Below are 18,937 nucleotides of genomic sequence, written 5' to 3'. Positions count from 1 at the left end.
AACACCGCACCTTCGACGTTAGCATCCTTTTTATTCCATCTCTTTTTCAATCAACTGAATGATGATGTGAATGATTTTGATGTGTACTTCTTGAATACGGTCTGCGTATCCAAAGTGTGGTACGCGAATTTCGATGTCTGCAAGACCAGCCATCTTACCGCCATCTTTGCCTGTTAGTGCGATGGTCTTCATGCCTTTCGCTTGTGCAGCTTCAATCGCTTTTAGGATGTTGCCTGAGTTACCAGACGTTGATAGACCAAATAGCACATCGCCTTTGCGGCCAACCGCTTCTACGTAACGGGAGAATACGAAATCATAACCGAAGTCATTACTCACACAAGAAAGGTGGCTTGGATCTGAAATCGCAATCCCCGCGTAACCTGGGCGGTTCTCACGGTAACGACCTGTTAGCTCTTCAGCGAAGTGCATCGAGTCACAGTGTGAGCCACCGTTACCGCATGACAATACTTTACCATCTTGCTTAAATGAGTCCGCAATCATTTTCGCTGCTGCTTCGATTTGTGCGATGTTGTGATCATCACTTAAAAACTTATTCAGGACTTCAGCAGCTTCGTTTAATTCACTTCTAATCAGATCTTGGTACATAGGACGTTCTCTTTATTATTTCGGCCTCAGTGGTGAAATGGCATTCCCACTCGGCATTTGAACTGATGCGAACCTCGCACCGAACATTTCATTAGTCAGAGTTTACCCACAAACGAGAATTAGTGTCGATAGCGAACCGGCAGATTTGGATTCATCATGGTAATAAACTTGCCAACCTGCTTACGAAATCACCATTCAAATCTCAACTTTAGAATTTTAGCTCTACCTAGATCACTTTTTACCCAATATCGTGTTTTACATTTCTTTAATATTTTGATTACACTTACAAGAACTGGTTAGACCTCTTTCCAGGATGCGGACGTACAACATTAATAAAGTCTGAAAAGGAAATAAACATATGGATATCTTGCTCTCAATCGTAGCGCTGACAATTGTGTTAGGCATTACGCTTTACCATAGAATGTCGCTCGTAAAATCCGTTAGCCTGCTTACTGCCGTCATGTTAGCGCTGACCATCGCGGGCTCTGTAGGCCTCATAGGCTGGGCAGTTTACGTGTCTGCGATTGCCGTGTTCACCGTTTCAGGCATTCGCCAATCCCTTATTAGCCGCAAAGCACTAGCACTATTTAAGAAAGTGCTGCCTGCCATGTCTCAAACCGAAAAAGAAGCATTAGATGCCGGTACGGTCTGGTGGGAAGCAGAACTGTTCAAAGGCAAACCGGATTGGCATAAACTTCACGCCATCAAGGCGCCTAAACTAAGCAAAGAAGAGCAAGCCTTCCTAGACGGTCCCGTCAACGAAGTTTGTGCCATGGTGAGTGACTTCCAAGTAACGCATGAACTGGCTGATTTGCCACCAGAAGTATGGCAATACCTGAAAGACAACAAATTCTTCGCCATGATCATCAAGAAGAAATACGGTGGCCTAGAATTCTCAGCGTATGCGCAATCTTTGGTCCTGCAAAAACTAACCGGTGTGTCTGGCGTTCTGTCATCAACTGTTGGTGTTCCCAACTCATTAGGCCCTGGTGAGCTACTGCAACACTACGGTACAGAAGAGCAAAAGAATCACTACCTACCTCGCCTCGCCGAAGGTAAAGAGATCCCATGTTTCGCCCTAACCAGCCCAGAGGCTGGCTCCGATGCGGGCGCAATTCCAGATTTCGGTGTGGTATGTAAAGGCGAATGGGAAGGCGAAGAAGTATTGGGCATGCGCCTAACTTGGAACAAGCGCTACATTACGCTTGCGCCAGTCGCAACCGTACTTGGTCTGGCGTTTAAACTGCGTGACCCAGATGGTCTATTAGGTGACCAGGAAGATCTCGGTATCACTTGTGCGCTTATCCCAACGGATCTAAAAGGCGTTGAGATAGGTAACCGTCACTTCCCGCTTAACGTGCCATTCCAAAATGGTCCAACACGCGGTAAAGACATCTTTGTACCGATGGACTTCATCATCGGTGGCGAGAAAATGGCAGGCCAAGGCTGGCGTATGCTGGTTGAGTGTCTATCAGTCGGTCGTGGTATTACGCTGCCTTCTAACTCAACTGGCGGCATCAAAACGGCAGCATTGGCAACGGGTGCTTACTCGCGTATTCGTCGTCAGTTCAAACAGCCTATCGGCCACATGGAAGGCGTTGAAGAGCCATTAGCACGTCTTGGTGGTAACGCCTACGTGATGGACGCTGCGAGTAACCTCACCGTGGCAGGTATCGACCTAGGTGAGAAACCATCGGTTATCTCGGCTATCGTGAAGTACCACTGTACACACCGTGGTCAGCAAAGCATCATCGATGCGATGGATATTGTCGGTGGTAAAGGGGTTTGCATGGGTCCTTCTAACTTCCTAGCGCGTGGCTACCAAGGTGCCCCGATTGCGGTAACGGTAGAAGGTGCTAACATCCTGACTCGTTCAATGATTATTTATGGCCAAGGTGCGATCCGTTGCCATCCTTATGTTCTAGAAGAAATGAACGCAGCGTACTCAGACGCAGGCGATGCCGTTGAGAAATTCGATAAAGCGCTAGCGGGTCACGTGAGCTTTACCATGAGTAACCTAGTACGAAGCATCTGGTTCGGCCTAAGTGACGGTCTGGGTTCTTCATCACCAACCAAGGATGCAACTAAACGTTACTACCAACAATTGAACCGCTACAGCGCCAACCTTGCCTTGCTATCCGATATCTCTATGGCTGTCCTAGGCGGTTCATTGAAGCGTAAAGAGCGTCTGTCTGCACGTCTTGGTGATATTCTTAGCCAGGTATACCTAAGCTCTGCAACGCTAAAACGCTTCGAACAAGATGGTCGTCCTGTCGAAGATTTGCCACTGGTGCATTGGGGCTTGCAAGACAGCTTGAAGCAGACAGAAGTAGCGATTGATGAGTTCCTGGCGAACTTCCCGAACAAGGTGATTGGCCGAGCACTGCGCGTGTTGATCATGCCATTTGGTCGCGTTCGTAAAGCACCAAACGATAAGCTAGACAGCAAAGTAGCACGTATTTTACAAACGCCAAGTGCAACACGTTCACGCATTGGTCGAGGTCAGTACCTAGAACCAACAGAGCACAACGCTGCGGGTAAGATTGAGCTTGCGCTATCTGTGATTCTTCAAGCTGAACCTGTGTTCGACAAGGTATGTAAAGCACAAGGCAAACGTCGTCCATTCCTACGTTTGGATATGATTGCTCAAGAAGGTCTTGACCAAAGTTTGATCACGCAAGAAGAAGCGGATCTACTGAGAGAAGCAGAGCAGCATCGCCTTGACACCATCAACGTAGACGACTTTGAGCCAGAGGTCTTGGCCGCAAAGCCGCTTTACCCACAGATGGAGCACGTCGCTTAAGTGGTTAATGGCCTAAACGATCAATAGGAACGTAAAACGGGAGCAGAGGCTCCCGTTTTGTATTGAATCTCAGCAAAACAGAGCATGGTCTTAGCTAGAGAAGCGTTTATTCTTTGTTATCTTCTTCAACAATAAACGACTGTTCAATTCTGCGCAGTTCTTCCTGCTCTTTCAGCTTAAGTTCTTCTTGAAGCGTCGCTTTACGTTCGTTCAGTACTTTCTTTTCTGACTTGCTCAAGAACTTCACCGCTTTTTTATTCGCCAATGCGTACGCGACGACATCTTCACCTTTTTCACGACGTTCACTCACGCGTTGCGAGAAACGTTCGTTGTCACGTGCTTTACGTTCAGCTGAACTTAATTTGCTCATTTTTATGCCTTTAATAATAAACAGCAGCCCAATTGCTGCCCTCAGGTAAACAAATGAGAAGTCATTCATATAGCTGATGGCGTGAGTTTAACATAGATAATGGCATGAATAGTGGAGTGATTGCTTTCGTGATTTAGAGTTTATTCTCAAGCGGCTCTATTGAATGAAGCCTCAAACATCCCAGTACGTTGATGGCAGATTCTTAGTCTCGCTGGAGCTCGCTAGAATGACGACTCACTTCCAGTTATCAAACTTCTGTACGCACAGGGGGGCTCAAAAGTATCCCCAATTATTTATAACCATCTCACTCCAACAACAAATTCACAGAATCACTCATGTTTACACTCAGTTGCACTGTGAAATGGGAGCAATATATCTTCTATTACGCATCAATAACAATTAATCTACATTTAGAAGTTGCTGGTGACTTATCTTCTCGGTTCCCTAATAAAAGCAACTCAGTTGGCTAATTGATTGCTGTGTAACCAAAAAAACAACAGACCACTACCTGATGGTCCTGTTATTACAAATCGTAATCGTATGACAGAAGAAAACTTTAAGCTCTTACTTAAAGAGATTTCTCGGCTAAGTAAGACGCAAAAACTGGCTTTAAATGAAGAATTACAAAGAATTAACAAATCTAACAATAACATTCATCCAATATTAAACCAAGATGAAATAGAGATGTTATCTAGGGTGTTTAGTACGAAAAACACTCCCTAAGTTGATTTGGATATCAAGCAAAAAAGCGGAGCTCATCAGCTCCGCTTTTCAGTCTAAATCTTCAATATTATTTCTTCGGGACTTCCAATTGCATCTCTGGGATGGATTCACGCCTTGCTCGCAGTTTAGACCATACTACCCACAGCAATACCACCAGTATCAAAACGATGACGTTACCAACCGCAATGATGATCATGCTGCGCTTACGTTCCGCTTCGCGCTCGGCGAGGATACGTTTCTCCATCTCAATACGGTGCTGTTCTGCCAGTTCGGCTTCTTTGGCTTTACGAGCAACTTCTAGGTTAATTTCATCCACAACACTAAAACCTTGCTCCTCAATTGGGAAGACCAGTGAACGTTTGGTGGCTAAATCGGTGGCAAAGATTTCCCCTTTCCAGGCGTATTTACCTAATTCCGGGTCGTTATCCATTTTAAGCGTGGTTTTCGTGCCGTCAGCCGACACTTGACCTTGGCTGTAACTGATGAAACCATCCGGTGCTTCTTGCTCAATGTTAACGGCAATTGAGCCGGGAGTGATCATCCCCTGCTCACCGCTGACCACCAGCTGATGAGGTTGGTCTGGGTGGCGTGATTGGATAAAAGTACGTGTAACTGGCGTTGGATACACCAAAACGACTTGCTCTTGCGCTCGTAGAAATACTCCGTTGCCGGAAGTGATACGCGCGCGGTATTTGCCCGGCTCTGCATCAATGGGTAACTGAACCGTAAATACGCCATCGCCGGCTCTTTCATCCAAACCTCGGCCATCATCGGAGAACTCACCAATCACCATCGGGATTGGTCGCGCTTCCTTAATCAGTTGATCTTCGTTCTCAACAAATTTGGTAAAGGTCACACGCAGGTTAACGCGATCCAAAAAATCACGCAGTACCAGCGGCATACCATCGGAGGTTAAACGTGAGGTGAACTTCAGCGCTTCGCTTTTATAAAGACGGGTTGGGAATACATCCGTGCTGAGCTTAAGGTGTGAAATCAAGCGAATGTTATTTTTCGGGGTCACTTTGCCCACCGCTTGCCATGGACCTGGCATTGGGCTGTCTATAGAAATAATGTCTAAAGAGGACTCCTGATACCAGCGTACGTTATCGTAAGTACCCCATGCATAATACTTTTTACCATCCGGGCGTACTAATACAACTGGCTGAGAGCTTTGTTCACGATAAACCAAAAAGGTGATTTGCTCGATGCTTGGGTCAACTCGAAAGCGGTTATCTAACAAAGACATGGCGGACTCGCTCGCAGCAAACGCAAAACAACTCCAGATCGCTAAAACAGCGATCGACAAAGCCCTCAACATAGCTTCTCCTATAAGTGCCAGATACAGTTATCCACCAGCTCTAATCTTTTCTGGTGTGCATCTAGTTCATCGGCACTTGCACGCAAAACCTTTAGCCCTTTTCTTCCTTCTACGCGACGAATGCCTTCTGCTTCACCCTCTTTTTTGTTGGCATTGAATTCTAGACTCGTTTGACCACCCGTCATTAGGAGGTAAACGTCGGCTAGAATCTCCGCATCGAGCAATGCCCCGTGGAGAGTACGGTGTGAGTTATCAATGCCATAACGTTCACACAATACATCGAGGTTGTTTCGCTTGCCCGGGAAGATTTTCTTCGCCATGGCAAGGGTATCGGTCACCTTACAATAATCATCCGTTTTACCGATATTTGGATCGAGCATTTCAAACTCGTAATCCATAAAACCGGTATCGAAGGGCGCGTTGTGGGCAACCAGTTCGGCACCTTTAATGAAGTCTAAGAACTCTTGGTGAACGCTTGCATAGTCGGGCTTGTCGACCAAAAACTCGTCGGTAATACCGTGAACGCCTATTGCTTCTGGCTGAATTTCACGATCCGGCTTGAGGTAGACATGGAAGTGACGACCAGTCAGCTTACGGTTGATGATCTCCACGGCACCGATTTCAACGATGCGATGGCCCATGTAGTGTGGACCACCTTCTAAATTCATACCCGTGGTTTCGGTATCGAGAACGACAATACGATTATGTTCAGAATTGCTGCTGGTATTCATAAGGTTATGTGTGTCAGACTATGCTTTATTAAATGATTCGGCTAATAGTACCAAAAATATGACCAAACACGTTGAGATTTTCACAGACGGATCTTGTTTAGGAAATCCTGGCCCAGGTGGATACGGCATCGTTTTACGTTACAAGCAAACGGAAAAGACCCTCGCTAAAGGTTACACCCTGACCACCAATAACCGCATGGAAATGTTGGCCGCAGTGGTCGCACTCCAAACGCTTAAAGAGCCTTGCCAAGTTACATTAACCACCGATAGCCAATATGTGCGCCAAGGCATTACGCAGTGGATTCACAACTGGAAGAAACGTGGTTGGAAAACCGCAGATAAAAAACCGGTAAAGAATGCCGACTTGTGGCAAGCGCTAGACAAAGAAACCGCTCGCCATCACGTCGATTGGCGCTGGGTAAAAGGCCATGCAGGTCATCGAGAAAATGAAATCTGTGATGAACTTGCACGTACAGCCGCTGAAAATCCAACCGAAGAAGACACCGGTTATCAGCCATCTTAGACTGCTGACCTAAATTTCTCGTTAGATACTTTCCTAACCGTATTACCCTCTCGATTCATGACTCCCAATGGCGCAAGCTTTCTTTTCATACGCCAATGTGGCTTGATAGGTTGAAGAGGGTAAGTTCGCTTACGAGCAACGATGTAATACAAGCTTCCTGCTGATGAAGCCCAATCTCCCAAACTGTTTTCTAACCACGTCCATAACGTTTTATAACGCATCATTGGAAACAATGCATAGCGATCGCAATGGATCACCTGATAGTTCAGCACGCCCAACCAATCCTTAATGCGGTTAGAGGTGAACATACGACTACTCCATGGCAAGTTATTTTTACGCCAAGGTAATAAGCTCGCAACGCCCGTGAAGCTGAACGGATTGAATCCGGTAATAATAAGGTAACCGTCATCCATCATCACGCGATCCACTTCTCGCAACAGTCGGTGGGGGTCACTTGCATAGTCAAGCTGATGAGCTAGCAGGACAACATCAAAGCTTTTCTCTAAAAAGGGTAATTCGTAACCATCTGCGATGACATTATGCAACGGGTTCTGGATATCTACGTTAACTTGGTGTTGAATGTTACAATTACAACTGGTTAACTCGCAGCTCAACCCGCCCAATTTTAACATGTGGTAGCCGAACAATTTCGGGCACCATTCGTCAAGTCGGGTTTGGATTGACTCATATACCCAAGGGCCATTGTTCATGTCTGACCAAGTCGATGGGTGCTGGATAGTTTTGTTGCTGAGTGCTGGTTTCATTTACCACCTGCTAATAGGGTGACGGAGAACGAATCGTGTTACAGATCAAAAGCATACCTGCATTTAATGATAATTACATCTGGCTGATACAAAATAGCCAGAAACGTTGTGCCGTGGTCGACCCAGGCGATGCAAAACCAGTATTGGCATATCTACAGGCTAACGAGTTAACTTTAGAAGCAATCCTAATTACACACCACCACAACGATCACATCGGCGGCGTTCCAGATTTGGTTCGTGCGTTTCCTCACGTTTCGGTTGTAGGACCAAAGGCAGAGCCAATCCCAACCTTAACCAATGCGATGGAAGAAGGCGATAAGCTTGAGCTATTCGGTGAAATCTTTATGGTGCTAGGGCTGCCTGGTCACACGTTAGGTCACATTGGCTATGTGGGTGACGGTAAGCTGTTCTGTGGTGATGTGCTGTTCTCTGCAGGGTGTGGTCGTGTGTTTGAAGGAACGCACGAGCAAATGTTCGAATCCCTGAGTAAAATTGCAGCACTACCAGAAGAGACCGAAGTTTTCTGTGCACATGAATATACCGCGAGCAACGTCGCCTTTGCCCTTGCTGTAGAGCCCGACAATGACCACTTACGCCAATATCGCGATGATGTGAACCGTCTGCGCGCACAGAACATTCCAACGATTCCAACCACACTACGCAAAGAGAAATGGATTAACCCATTCCTACGTACCACTCAGCCAGAAATAGTAAAATCGGTCGCGAACCGCATCGAAAATAGCGATCCATGCTCGGTTTTTGCGGCTCTGCGTGAATGGAAGAACGAATTTTAACCATTTTTTACTTGTAACTTTATCGGACACAAGTATTATCTTCAGCTTAATTTTTTATAGAAGCGCCTCCGGCGCTTCTATTGTGTTTGGGGTAATGTAAACCTGATTGCATTATACCCAAGCGCATAATTGAGGCATTGCCCTCGTCCTTTAGTGTTAGAAGATGCCTAATATCTGACGGCTACCTCGCTTAACAATGGGTAAGTGTCGATAATAGGTCCTCAATAGGTTTAATCCATGCGTTTAAAGTACACTTTGGCGTTGACGTTACTGCTATCTGGCTGTCAATTAGCTCAACCAGATTCGACCAACTCTCCAACCCAAGAAACCAATAACCCTGAGCAAATTGTAAAACAAGACAAAGCTCAGGCTGATTCCTCTAAAAAGCAACCTGTCGCGAAGGAAACGGCAAAACCGACGCCAAAAGTGATTGCTCCTCAGGATCAAGAGGATGTATGGCAACGTATCGCTATGCAATTGGACATGGACATCCCAGACAACAAAAAAGTTGCGTATTACCGCACTTGGTATTTAAAGCACCCAAGCCACCTTCGCACTGTATCTAAACGCGCAGAGCCGTTTTTGTACATGATTACCAAACGAATCGAAGAACGTGGTCTACCCATGGAACTGGCGCTTTTACCGGTCGTAGAAAGCTCATTTGATGCCTTTGCCTACTCGCACGGTAGTGCCGCAGGCCTGTGGCAATTCGTTCCTGGTACCGGCAAAATGATGGGGCTTGAGCAAAACTATTGGTACGACGGCCGCCGTGATGTTTCCGCGTCTACTGATGCTGCTCTTAGCTACCTAGAACAGCAAAGTAAGCGTTTTGATGGCAACTGGCAGCACGCCATTGCAGCCTACAATAGTGGCGGCGGTCGTGTATCCAGTGCGATTCGTAAAAACAAGAAACTAGGTAAGCCAACCGATTTCTTCTCTTTGGATCTACCAAAAGAGACCAGTAGCTACGTACCTAAACTCCTTGCCTTAGCGGACATTGTCGCGAACCAAGAGAAATATGGTATCGATATTCCTGCGATTCCTAACAAGCCAGTGCTCACGCTTATTGATCCAAAAGAACAGCTCGATCTGGCTATTGCCGCAGATTATGCCGGTATTGGGGTTAAAGAATTGCAAAGTTACAACCCAGCTTACAACCAATGGTCTACCGCACCGGATGGTCCACACCAGCTTCTCATTCCAGTAGAGAAAAAGGATCAATTCCTTGCTCAAGTGAATAAAAATCGTGGTAAGGGTGTAAAAGTGGCGCGCTACAAAGTGAAGTCAGGTGACTCTCTGAGCATGCTAGCCAACAAATACGGTACAACAACCAAAGTGATTCGTCGTGCAAACGGCCTATCGAACAATAATATCCGCATTGGTCAGTACCTGCTGATCCCAACCTCAACCAAAGACGACTCTAAGTATGCGTTAAGTGCCGAGAATCGCTTAAACAAAACGCAATCTCAAGCTCGTGGTCAATTTAAGCTGACTCACGTTGTTCAATCTGGTGAGAGCTTGTGGTCCATTGCAAAAGAGAACAAAGTTTCTCATCAGTCTCTGGCGAAATGGAACGGCATGGGGCCAAAAGACACCTTACGCGTTGGCCAAAAAATGGTGATCTGGAAGAACTCCGACAAAGGCGCAGTCATTCGCACTGTGTTCTACAATGTGCGTTCTGGCGACACCATCAGCGGCATTGCGAGCAAGTTTAAGGTGAAGAGCAACGACATCGTGAAATGGAATTCTCTTCAAAAGCAGCAGTACCTGAAACCAGGTCAGAAGCTTAAGTTGTATGTTGACGTAACCAAGGTAAGTGTATGAACCCATCGAGTAACCCTCTTGTAATGTTGTTGGATATTTTCCGTTCTCCAACATCTTGCTTCTTAGCGCTGTATCAGCGTGGAGGCTGGGGATGGCAACCTTTCATCGTGTTGGTGATCAGTCCATTTCTATTTTGGGGGGCCTATTTCTCGAATGTCGATTTTACTTGGTTGAGTGAGCAGCTCACCGCTCAGTTCCAACAGATCGATCCAAAGCAGATTGAGCTGTTGGAACCAAACACCTTGATGGCCACGGCGATCATTAATGATGTATTTAACCGCTTTGCGACATTGCTACTGCTGGCGCTTTGGTTCTTCTTAGCAACGAAAGCAAGTAAACAACAATACGGTTACTGGAAATGGTTTGCTGCATCGTGTGCAATTCTGTTTCCTGCCGTTTTGGGAGATATTGCAAGCTATGCGAGTCTGCTGCTTAAACACGGTCAGGTGATGACATACGCTGCCGATTTAAACAGCTTAAATGGTCTACTAAAGCTACCGCTAACCAGCGAATGGTCTCACTTTGCTAGCTCACTACCACTGCTTCTGCCTTGGTACATAGTATTGGGCTACGGTATCGTACTGACTTGGACTGAGTTCGAACGCGGACAGGCTCTTGTTATTGCTAGCCTGCCATGGATGGCGTTCTACGTGATTTGGGCATTGTACATCGTTATTGCTTAAGCGTTTGAAATACAATGACTAGTCGTTAAGCGTAAACGATACCAATAATGGGTTATGATCGGAAGCGTCGCTCTGCGGCGCTTTCGCATTTTTGAACATCAGCCCTCGATAAAAAATATGATCAAGCGGTAAGCCATTAATGAACTGGGTTCGGTTATCCGGGCTAAACTGGACTTCTTGCAAGTTAGCTTTGTGTAGGACTTTCTTCATCGCAGCAATACGCTCCCCACTCCAGCTGTTAAAGTCTCCCGCAAACAAAACCGGACCTTTGTGCTCTTTAAGCACCTTTTCAAGCGTTGTAAGTTGAGACGTGTACTCTTCTGTCCCCACCGTGAAGTTAATAGCGTGAATGTTGATCACCGCTAAGGTTTGACCATTACTCAACAGATACTTACTATACAACGCGGACTTAGGCAATCGTAGCCACGGCTCTTTTGAAGTGTAAGCGCAGGCTCGAATAGGTTCGTCCTGGGCGATAGTGATTACGCCAGCGCCATTACCTAACGCCTTAAATGCACTCACTTGATTGCTGACCCAATGCCCTTCTATCAGCCAAGTTTTAAACTCATCGGTTAAGCTGGCTTCTTGCAGTAACAATAACTGCTTATTAGCGGAGAGTGAGTTCAACACTTGTTGCCAATTCTCTTTGTTTTGCTTGTAAATATTCCACACCAGTACATTCAGTTCACCGTGCTTGTCCAACACTTGTGGCGCGTCAAACTCCATGCAGCGAATCTCTTGAATAATCTTCGTGCCTGTCTGAGTAATGATTTGTGGCTGCTCTGGCACAATGAACACCAAATGAAAAGCAGTCACAGCCGCCAAACTAAGAAAAGCGAGAGAAAGAAAAAAGCGCTTAAACATAATCCAACCTAAACAATTAATAATCTGAGCTTGGGATAACCAATGAAAAAGGAGCCATACATAGGCTCCCTTTTAGCTTAATCAAATATTCATCACATATCGTAGTGAAATCGAATATCTATCTGAATAGAGATTAGATCGCGTCTTCGTCTTCTTCACCCGTACGGATACGAACCACACGCTCAATGTCTGTTACGAAGATCTTACCATCACCGATCTTACCAGTTTGTGCCGTTTCGATGATGGTGTCTACGCACTTATCTGCTACGTCTTCAGTCACAACGATTTCTAGCTTCACTTTAGGAAGGAAATCCACCATGTATTCTGCACCGCGGTACAGCTCTGTGTGACCTTTCTGACGACCAAAGCCTTTGACTTCAGAGACAGTCATCCCTGTAATGCCTACTTCAGCCAATGCTTCTCGGACATCATCCAATTTGAATGGCTTAATAATCGCTTCAATCTTTTTCATGTTCATCCCTTAAGCTTCAATCGTTTGCGCATATTATCGGTTAGCATCTCACAACATTCAATGCCTGTCATAATTCCGAGGTAAAAATACTGAAAAAGCCAGAGCATTGCCCTGCCCTTGTCTCTATAATGTGTTGCGATTACTTAAGGCTTGAATAGTAAGCCGCTAAGTTGGCGATATCCGCGTCAGACAGTAATGATGCTTGTGCCTGCATAACTGCCGCTAAGCCACCCGTGCGTTGACCATCTTTATAAGACTTAATTGAGCTCACGATATATTGCTCATTCTGACCTTTTATATTTGGGTAACCCGGAATCACGGCAATACCGTCTGGGCCATGACAAGCGGCACATACCGCAGCTTTCGCTTGCCCAGCTGCTGCATCACCGGATGCCAATGCTTGACCACTCATCATCGTTAACGCTACCACTGCGACCATGATCACTTTCTTCATTACTTCACCTGAATTTGTTGTATTTATAGCCAGCATTGTGTCATAAGTTACAATAACTTGCGCCACACTAGCTCACAATCCTGACCGCCAAAGGCTTGATCAACGAACAAATCCGCCACAGCCACCACTTGATCTTGATACATCAAGATCGGCATTTTCCGACGAAGCCAACTTGGCACGTTGTATTCCTGAAACAGCTTTTTCAGCTTGCGACTGTGACCCCGTGTGGTTGGGTGCGCAGTGAGTCCCTCAGGATTAAAAGTCACTCTTAGACGCTCTGGATAGGGTGGTAAGGCAATATTGGCTTGATTCGATGTCGTAGTCAGCGTTAATTCTCCCAACCGCTCAGGAAGCGGTAACGCAACGTCCAATTGAAGCGAACTTTGCCACGCACTCACGTCTACCGTTTCGGTGACCCAATAAAGTCGATGTTGAAAACGTCGCACTTCACCTTGTTTCAACTTTAGCTTTGGATTCGCATCTTGCTGAGCTAACGCGACTTCATTCCAAATCAAACTCAATTGTGTCTGACTGGGCATATTGACGTTTAATTTTGCTAACCACATACGAATCAAATGCGCACGAGCAAGATCACTGTGTGAGGTTAGGCCGCCAATCCTCAAGCTAAAATCAGGGTGTAGCGTTTGTTCAAAAGTGGCGCCTAACAACTCATCAAGCAGTGCTTCTTGTTGGGCACATAAGCTAGCACTGCGTTGAACGGCTTGATGAATATTCGGCCAACGAGCAGCGAGTTCTGGAACAATACGATGGCGTAAGAAGTTTCGATCATAGCGCGTATCTTGGTTGCTCTCGTCCTCAACCCATTCAAGACCAAGGCGATGCGCGATACGTTCAATTTGCTCACGACGAACTGAAAGAATCGGACGAACTAACATGCCCCCCGAAAAAGGCATGCTTTCTGCCATTGAGGACAACCCTTTTGGGCCACTTCCACGTTTAAGAGCAAGCAGGAAAGTCTCTACTTGGTCATCCGCATGCTGACCTGTCAGGAGTAAGTCACCGTCTTGAACATGCTTGGCTAATGCGTGATAGCGCGCTTCACGAGCCAGCAGTTCAATGCTCTCACCACTATGGATGTCTAAACTGACACACTCAATGGTGCATGATATACCGGCTTGCTTCGCCCACAAGACGCATTTCTCTGCCCAGTCATCGGCATTGGCACTCAGGCCATGATGAACATACACTGCGTGGCAAGTCACTGAGCGAGCTCGTTGATAGCGGCTGAGCAGTTCAAGTAATAAACGCGAATCCACCCCACCACTGAAGGCCAAGACGATCTTAGTTTTAGGCTGGTAATGTGCGTCTAGTACATGAGCAACATGTGGGTAAAGCGATTCCATAAGCGATCCGATAGGTACAAAAAAGGGCTGGACGTTTGCCCAACCCTTTCTATTTTATCCGTTCTCTTGCGAGATATCAGCAGTAACCGTAGTTCATTAGACGCTGATAACGACGCTCAAGTAGTGTTTCTTGATCAAGCTGCTCAAGATCTTCAAGCTGTCGAAGCAGGTTTGCTTTCATGTTAGCTGCCATTTGAACGTGGTCACGGTGCGCACCGCCTAGTGGTTCATCGATGATTTCATCAATAAGGCCCAGCTCTTTTAGACGAGGGGCAGTTAAGCCCATCGCTTCCGCTGCTTGTGGTGCTTTATCTGAATCACGCCATAGAATTGATGCACAACCTTCTGGAGAGATGACTGAGTACGTAGAGTACTGAAGCATGTTCACGTAGTCGCCGACGCCGATGGCCAATGCACCACCAGAACCACCTTCTCCCACCACGTTACAGATCACTGGCACTTTAAGACCAGACATTACTTTAAGGTTTTTTGCGATGGCTTCAGATTGGCCACGCTCTTCTGCACCAACGCCAGGGTATGCCCCCGCCGTATCGATAAAGGTGATGATTGGCATCTTGAAGCGTTCTGCCATTTCCATTAGACGTAGTGCTTTACGGTAACCTTCTGGTTTTGGCATACCGAAGTTACGTTTTACCTTCTCTTTGGTTTCACGGCCTTTCTGATGACCGATGATCATCACAGGGCGACCTTCAAGACGAGCAATACCGCCAACAATCGCTTTATCATCAGCGAATGCGCGATCACCCGCAAGCTCGTCAAATTCTTCAAATACATGCTGAATGTAATCAAGCGTGTATGGACGTAGAGGGTGACGAGCCAGTTGAGCTGTTTCCCATGCACCTAAATTACTGAATGTTTTTTTCTTCAGTTCTAGGCTCTTTTTCTCAAGCTGTTCGATTTCTTTATCCAGGTCAATCGCAGAATCCCCACCGTGGCGGGAAACATCGCGTAGCGCTTCGATTTTTGCTTCTAGCTCTGCGATTGGCTTTTCAAATTCAAGAAAGTTTAGGCTCATCTATGAATCCTTTTGACTCAGCGTCTTACGTATCGCGCTGAATTTTTTAGTTAAATTCGAGTTCTACCTGGCCTTTACCAAGTAACTGTTGTAAATCTTCTAGTAATGTATCACTTGGCGTCACGCGCCATTCTGTGCCCAATGTTAACCGCGCTCTGGCGTCGGCACGTTGGTAGTATACATTGATAGGGACAGTTCCGGCTTTATGCGGTTCTAAAATACGACTAAATTGCTCGAAGAACTTGTCATTGATTTGGTTTGCATCAATCGATACTGACAAACCACGGGCGTATTTTTCACGTGCACTGCCGAGATCCATCACTTCACGCGCTGACATTTTAAGCCCACCGTTGAAATCATCAAAGCTGACCTGTCCCGATACGACCAAAATTTTATCTTTTTCGAGAAGTTCTGCATACCGATCAAGTGCATCTGAAAATAGCATCACCTCCATTCGACCACTTCGATCATCCAGCGTCATGATACCGATGCGGGTTCCGCGCTTTGTGGTCATCACACGCGCGGCAATCACGAGACCAGCAATGGTCACCGATTGATCACGACGTGTCGGCGTTGCGTCTTTAAGTCGACAACTGGTGTATTTGTTCAGTTCCTTCAGATAGGCGTTAATTGGGTGCCCGGTCAAATATAAACCGAGCGTTTCACGCTCACCCTCTAGCCATATTTTTTCAGGCCAAGCTGGCACTTGTGTGTACTTATGCTCCACTTCTTCTGGTGCATCCGTCAGCACGCCAAACATATCGGCCTGACCAAACGCTTCGGCTTGATGGTGTTGACTCGCCGCTTTTACGGCATCATCCAAAGAGGCCATGAGTGCGGCGCGATGAGGGCCTAATCGATCCAGTGCGCCCGCGTAAATCAATTTTTCAATCACACGCTTATTAACTTTCTTCAGATCAATACGCGCACAGAAATCGAACAGATCTTTAAAGTATCCGCCTTTTTTGCGAGCAGCTAAAATCGCATCAATCGGACCTTCACCCACCCCTTTAATCGCGCCAATACCGTAAACAATCGCGCCGTTTTCATCCACGTTAAAACGGTACAACCCTGAGTTAATATCTGGCGGTAGAACGGTGAGCTTCATTCGCAAACATTCGTCTACTAAGCCAACGACTTTTTCCGTGTTATCCATATCGGCCGTCATTACCGCCGCCATGAATTCTGCCGGATAGTGGGTCTTCAGCCAAAGCGTCTGATAAGAAACCAGTGCATAAGCGGCCGAGTGCGATTTGTTAAAGCCGTAACCCGCAAACTTTTCTACCAAGTCGAAGATTTTCATCGCCAACTCGCCGTCGACGCCATTCTTTATCGCACCGTCTTCAAAAGTCGCACGCTGCTTAGCCATCTCTTCTGGCTTTTTCTTACCCATTGCTCGGCGAAGCATATCCGCACCACCAAGGGTGTAACCGGACAGAACCTGCGCGATCTGCATAACCTGCTCTTGGTACAGAATGATGCCGTAAGTCGGATCGAGGATCTCTTTTAGTGATTCGTGTTGCCACTTTTCATCTGGGTAAGAGATCGCTTCTCGGCCATGTTTACGGTCGATAAAGTTATCTACCATGCCTGATTGCAGCGGTCCTGGACGGAACAGTGCTACCAGTGCGATGATGTCTTCGAAACAGTCAGGCTGAAGACGTTTGATCAGTTCTTTCATACCACGCGATTCCAGCTGGAATACCGCGGTGGTTTCTGAGTTCTGTAACAAACGGAAAGAGGCTGGATCCGCAAGAGGTATTGACTCGATACGAACGGGCTCTTTACCCTCTTGCTCTAGGCGCGGATTAATCAGACCAAGCGCCCAATCGATGATGGTTAGAGTTCGTAAACCCAAGAAGTCGAACTTAACCAAGCCAGCGGTTTCAACGTCATTTTTATCAAATTGAGTCACTGGGAAGTGACCTTCCGAGTCCGCATAGATCGGTGCAAAATCCGTAATGGTCGTTGGTGAAATAACCACACCACCCGCATGCTTACCGGCATTTCGGGTACAACCTTCTAGAATACGACACTTATCGATGAGCTCTTTGACTTCTTCATCCGCGTCATACAACTCAGGTAACGCCGGTTCAGCTTTGAACGCTTTCTCCAACGTCATGCCCGGATCAGGCGGGATCAACTTCGAGATGCGGTCAACGAAACCAAATGGGTGACCAAGTACACGGCCTACGTCGCGGATAACCGCTTTCGCTGCCATGGTACCAAAGGTGATGATCTGCGACACCGCGTCACGGCCATACATTTCGGCTACGTGGTCTATAACTTGATCACGTTTATCCATACAGAAATCGACGTCGAAATCGGGCATGGAGACACGCTCTGGGTTCAAAAAACGTTCGAAGAGCAGATCGTATTCCAACGGATCAAGATCGGTGATTTTCAGGGCATATGCCACTAACGAGCCCGCACCAGAACCACGCCCCGGACCTACTGGAATATCATTGTCTTTTGACCATTGAATGAACTCCATTACGATCAGGAAATAACCCGGGAAGCCCATTTGGTTGATTACGTCGAGTTCGATTTGTAAGCGCTCGTCATATTCTGGACGACGCGTTAAGCGCTCTTTCTCATCTGGGAATAGGAATTCTAAACGTTCTTCCAAACCTTCGCGTGACTTCATGACCAAAAATTCGGTCTCTTTCATCCCTTCTGTTGGGAAGGCTGGCAGGAAGTATTCACCTAAACGTACGGTGACGTTACAACGCTTGGCAATCTCAACACTGTTTTCCAATGCTTCTGGAATGTCCGCAAACAGCTCACACATTTCTTCTTCAGTGCGTAAGTACTGCTCTGGGCTGTAATTTTTTGGACGACGTGGATCTTCTAAGGTATAGCCATCATGGATCGCCACGCGAATTTCGTGCGCATCAAACAGATCTTCGCTGATGAACACCACTTCGTTGGTTGCTACCACTGGCAGGTCTTCTTGCTCTGCCAGTTCAACAGCAAAGTGCAAATAGGTCTCTTCATCTGGACGGCCAGTACGAACCAACTCCAGATAAAAGCGATCGGCGAAGTGTTGTCGATAAAACTCAACACAATCCTGGACAAGCTTGCGGTTGCCTTTAAGTAATGCTTTACCTATCTCACCGTTTTTTGCACCAGAAAGGACAATAAGCCCTTCTGATAGCTCAGCAAGCCAAGCTTTATCAATGACAGGTTGATGTTGGACATGACCACGTAAGTACGCTTTCGAGATCAGCAGCGTTAAGTGCTTATAACCCGTGTTGTCTGCTGCGAGTACGGTTAATTGTGTCAGCTCCTCACCAAATTCATCGGACTGCATTTTGAAATCTGCACCAATGATCGGCTTCACACCGCAACCGTGTGCTGTGCCGTAGTATTTCACCAAACCACATAAGTTGGTGAAATCGGTCAGTGCCATTGCTGGCATGCCGAGCTCGGCGACTTTCTTAACTAGCGGTGGAACTTTGTTGATACCATCCACCATCGAGTAATCACTATGGACACGAAGGTGAATGAACTTGGGATCTGACATTAGCAGGTACCGTGTAACTAAATCTTTTATGGAATTCTAACCTAAAGGGGACGTGGATTATAACCTCGTTATACGCCAATCC

Annotated in this window: 16 protein-coding genes; 5 read left to right on the top strand and 11 right to left on the bottom strand. The window is 46.5% G+C overall.

What is annotated here, in order from left to right:
- Positions 1-30 precede the first annotated feature (30 nt).
- Positions 31-606, bottom strand: coding sequence for a D-sedoheptulose 7-phosphate isomerase (gene lpcA / locus AK965_RS11430; RefSeq protein ID WP_005436835.1), 576 nt, complete (start codon positions 604-606; stop codon positions 31-33).
- Between the two features lie 358 nt (positions 607-964).
- Between lpcA and fadE the strand changes: the two genes are divergently transcribed.
- Complete coding sequence (fadE, locus tag AK965_RS11425) at positions 965-3,409, top strand: acyl-CoA dehydrogenase FadE (protein ID WP_099079733.1); 2,445 nt, start codon at positions 965-967, stop codon at positions 3,407-3,409.
- 106 nt (positions 3,410-3,515) lie between these two features.
- On the opposite strand, the gene AK965_RS11420 is transcribed toward fadE, so the two are convergent.
- From AK965_RS11420 to dnaQ, 3 genes are all read right to left on the bottom strand, one after another.
- Positions 3,516-3,779 (bottom strand): DNA polymerase III subunit epsilon, encoded by a 264-nt coding sequence (locus tag AK965_RS11420; RefSeq protein WP_099079732.1) that lies wholly within the window; start codon positions 3,777-3,779, stop codon positions 3,516-3,518.
- A 790-nt stretch (positions 3,780-4,569) separates the two neighbouring features.
- Positions 4,570-5,820 carry a TIGR03503 family protein gene (locus AK965_RS11415; protein WP_099079731.1) on the bottom strand — a complete coding sequence of 417 codons (1,251 nt, stop codon included), beginning with the start codon at positions 5,818-5,820 and terminating at the stop codon, positions 4,570-4,572.
- 8 nt (positions 5,821-5,828) lie between these two features.
- A complete protein-coding gene (dnaQ, locus tag AK965_RS11410) occupies positions 5,829-6,551 on the bottom strand; it encodes a DNA polymerase III subunit epsilon (RefSeq protein ID WP_099079730.1) in 723 nt (240 codons plus the stop codon).
- 58 nt (positions 6,552-6,609) lie between these two features.
- Between dnaQ and rnhA the strand changes: the two genes are divergently transcribed.
- The gene (rnhA, locus tag AK965_RS11405) at positions 6,610-7,074 is read left to right on the top strand and encodes a ribonuclease HI (protein WP_099079729.1); all 465 of its coding nucleotides are present in this window, start codon (positions 6,610-6,612) and stop codon (positions 7,072-7,074) included.
- On the opposite strand, the gene AK965_RS11400 is transcribed toward rnhA, so the two are convergent.
- Positions 7,071-7,838 (bottom strand): class I SAM-dependent methyltransferase, encoded by a 768-nt coding sequence (locus tag AK965_RS11400; protein WP_099079728.1) that lies wholly within the window; start codon positions 7,836-7,838, stop codon positions 7,071-7,073. The genes rnhA and AK965_RS11400 overlap by 4 nt on opposite strands.
- Positions 7,839-7,873: 35 nt before the next feature.
- Between AK965_RS11400 and gloB the strand changes: the two genes are divergently transcribed.
- From gloB to AK965_RS11385, 3 genes are all read left to right on the top strand, one after another.
- Positions 7,874-8,632 carry a hydroxyacylglutathione hydrolase gene (gene gloB / locus AK965_RS11395; protein WP_099079727.1) on the top strand — a complete coding sequence of 253 codons (759 nt, stop codon included), beginning with the start codon at positions 7,874-7,876 and terminating at the stop codon, positions 8,630-8,632.
- Between the two features lie 237 nt (positions 8,633-8,869).
- Positions 8,870-10,456, top strand: coding sequence for a LysM peptidoglycan-binding domain-containing protein (locus tag AK965_RS11390; RefSeq protein WP_099079726.1), 1,587 nt, complete (start codon positions 8,870-8,872; stop codon positions 10,454-10,456).
- Complete coding sequence (locus AK965_RS11385) at positions 10,453-11,139, top strand: YIP1 family protein (protein ID WP_099079725.1); 687 nt, start codon at positions 10,453-10,455, stop codon at positions 11,137-11,139. Before AK965_RS11390 ends, AK965_RS11385 begins: the two co-directional genes overlap by 4 nt.
- Before the next feature lie 18 nt (positions 11,140-11,157).
- Here AK965_RS11385 and AK965_RS11380 read toward each other — a convergent pair whose 3' ends face one another.
- From AK965_RS11380 to dnaE, 6 genes are all read right to left on the bottom strand, one after another.
- Complete coding sequence (locus tag AK965_RS11380) at positions 11,158-12,003, bottom strand: endonuclease/exonuclease/phosphatase family protein (protein ID WP_099079724.1); 846 nt, start codon at positions 12,001-12,003, stop codon at positions 11,158-11,160.
- Positions 12,004-12,136: 133 nt separating this feature from the next.
- Positions 12,137-12,475 (bottom strand): nitrogen regulatory protein P-II, encoded by a 339-nt coding sequence (gene glnB, locus AK965_RS11375; RefSeq protein WP_172438132.1) that lies wholly within the window; start codon positions 12,473-12,475, stop codon positions 12,137-12,139.
- A 139-nt stretch (positions 12,476-12,614) separates the two neighbouring features.
- The gene (locus AK965_RS11370) at positions 12,615-12,929 is read right to left on the bottom strand and encodes a cytochrome c (protein WP_099079722.1); all 315 of its coding nucleotides are present in this window, start codon (positions 12,927-12,929) and stop codon (positions 12,615-12,617) included.
- Positions 12,930-12,976: 47 nt separating this feature from the next.
- Entirely contained in the window at positions 12,977-14,293 is a 1,317-nt protein-coding gene (gene tilS, locus AK965_RS11365) for a tRNA lysidine(34) synthetase TilS (RefSeq protein ID WP_099079721.1), read from the bottom strand.
- A 76-nt stretch (positions 14,294-14,369) separates the two neighbouring features.
- The gene (gene accA, locus AK965_RS11360; RefSeq protein ID WP_099079720.1) at positions 14,370-15,329 is read right to left on the bottom strand and encodes an acetyl-CoA carboxylase carboxyl transferase subunit alpha; all 960 of its coding nucleotides are present in this window, start codon (positions 15,327-15,329) and stop codon (positions 14,370-14,372) included.
- Between the two features lie 46 nt (positions 15,330-15,375).
- Positions 15,376-18,855 (bottom strand): DNA polymerase III subunit alpha, encoded by a 3,480-nt coding sequence (gene dnaE / locus AK965_RS11355; RefSeq protein WP_099079719.1) that lies wholly within the window; start codon positions 18,853-18,855, stop codon positions 15,376-15,378.
- Positions 18,856-18,937: the final 82 nt, after the last annotated feature.

The organism is Vibrio sp. PID17_43 (assembly GCF_002608565.1).
GTDB lineage: Bacteria > Pseudomonadota > Gammaproteobacteria > Enterobacterales > Vibrionaceae > Vibrio.
Note: the sequence above shows the minus strand (reverse complement) of the source record. Positions and strands in the feature narration are given on the sequence as shown.

What these genes read in the sequence shown, in the direction of transcription:
- lpcA (WP_005436835.1), bottom strand. Translation starts at nt 606, where the DNA reads ATGTACCAAGATCTGATTAGAAGTGAATTAAACGAAGCTGCTGAAGTC.
- fadE (WP_099079733.1), top strand. Translation starts at nt 965, where the DNA reads ATGGATATCTTGCTCTCAATCGTAGCGCTGACAATTGTGTTAGGCATT.
- AK965_RS11420 (WP_099079732.1), bottom strand. Translation starts at nt 3,779, where the DNA reads ATGAGCAAATTAAGTTCAGCTGAACGTAAAGCACGTGACAACGAACGT.
- AK965_RS11415 (WP_099079731.1), bottom strand. Translation starts at nt 5,820, where the DNA reads ATGTTGAGGGCTTTGTCGATCGCTGTTTTAGCGATCTGGAGTTGTTTT.
- dnaQ (WP_099079730.1), bottom strand. Translation starts at nt 6,551, where the DNA reads ATGAATACCAGCAGCAATTCTGAACATAATCGTATTGTCGTTCTCGAT.
- rnhA (WP_099079729.1), top strand. Translation starts at nt 6,610, where the DNA reads ATGACCAAACACGTTGAGATTTTCACAGACGGATCTTGTTTAGGAAAT.
- AK965_RS11400 (WP_099079728.1), bottom strand. Translation starts at nt 7,838, where the DNA reads ATGAAACCAGCACTCAGCAACAAAACTATCCAGCACCCATCGACTTGG.
- AK965_RS11390 (WP_099079726.1), top strand. Translation starts at nt 8,870, where the DNA reads ATGCGTTTAAAGTACACTTTGGCGTTGACGTTACTGCTATCTGGCTGT.
- AK965_RS11385 (WP_099079725.1), top strand. Translation starts at nt 10,453, where the DNA reads ATGAACCCATCGAGTAACCCTCTTGTAATGTTGTTGGATATTTTCCGT.
- AK965_RS11380 (WP_099079724.1), bottom strand. Translation starts at nt 12,003, where the DNA reads ATGTTTAAGCGCTTTTTTCTTTCTCTCGCTTTTCTTAGTTTGGCGGCT.
- glnB (WP_172438132.1), bottom strand. Translation starts at nt 12,475, where the DNA reads ATGAAAAAGATTGAAGCGATTATTAAGCCATTCAAATTGGATGATGTC.
- AK965_RS11370 (WP_099079722.1), bottom strand. Translation starts at nt 12,929, where the DNA reads ATGAAGAAAGTGATCATGGTCGCAGTGGTAGCGTTAACGATGATGAGT.
- tilS (WP_099079721.1), bottom strand. Translation starts at nt 14,293, where the DNA reads ATGGAATCGCTTTACCCACATGTTGCTCATGTACTAGACGCACATTAC.
- accA (WP_099079720.1), bottom strand. Translation starts at nt 15,329, where the DNA reads ATGAGCCTAAACTTTCTTGAATTTGAAAAGCCAATCGCAGAGCTAGAA.
- dnaE (WP_099079719.1), bottom strand. Translation starts at nt 18,855, where the DNA reads ATGTCAGATCCCAAGTTCATTCACCTTCGTGTCCATAGTGATTACTCG.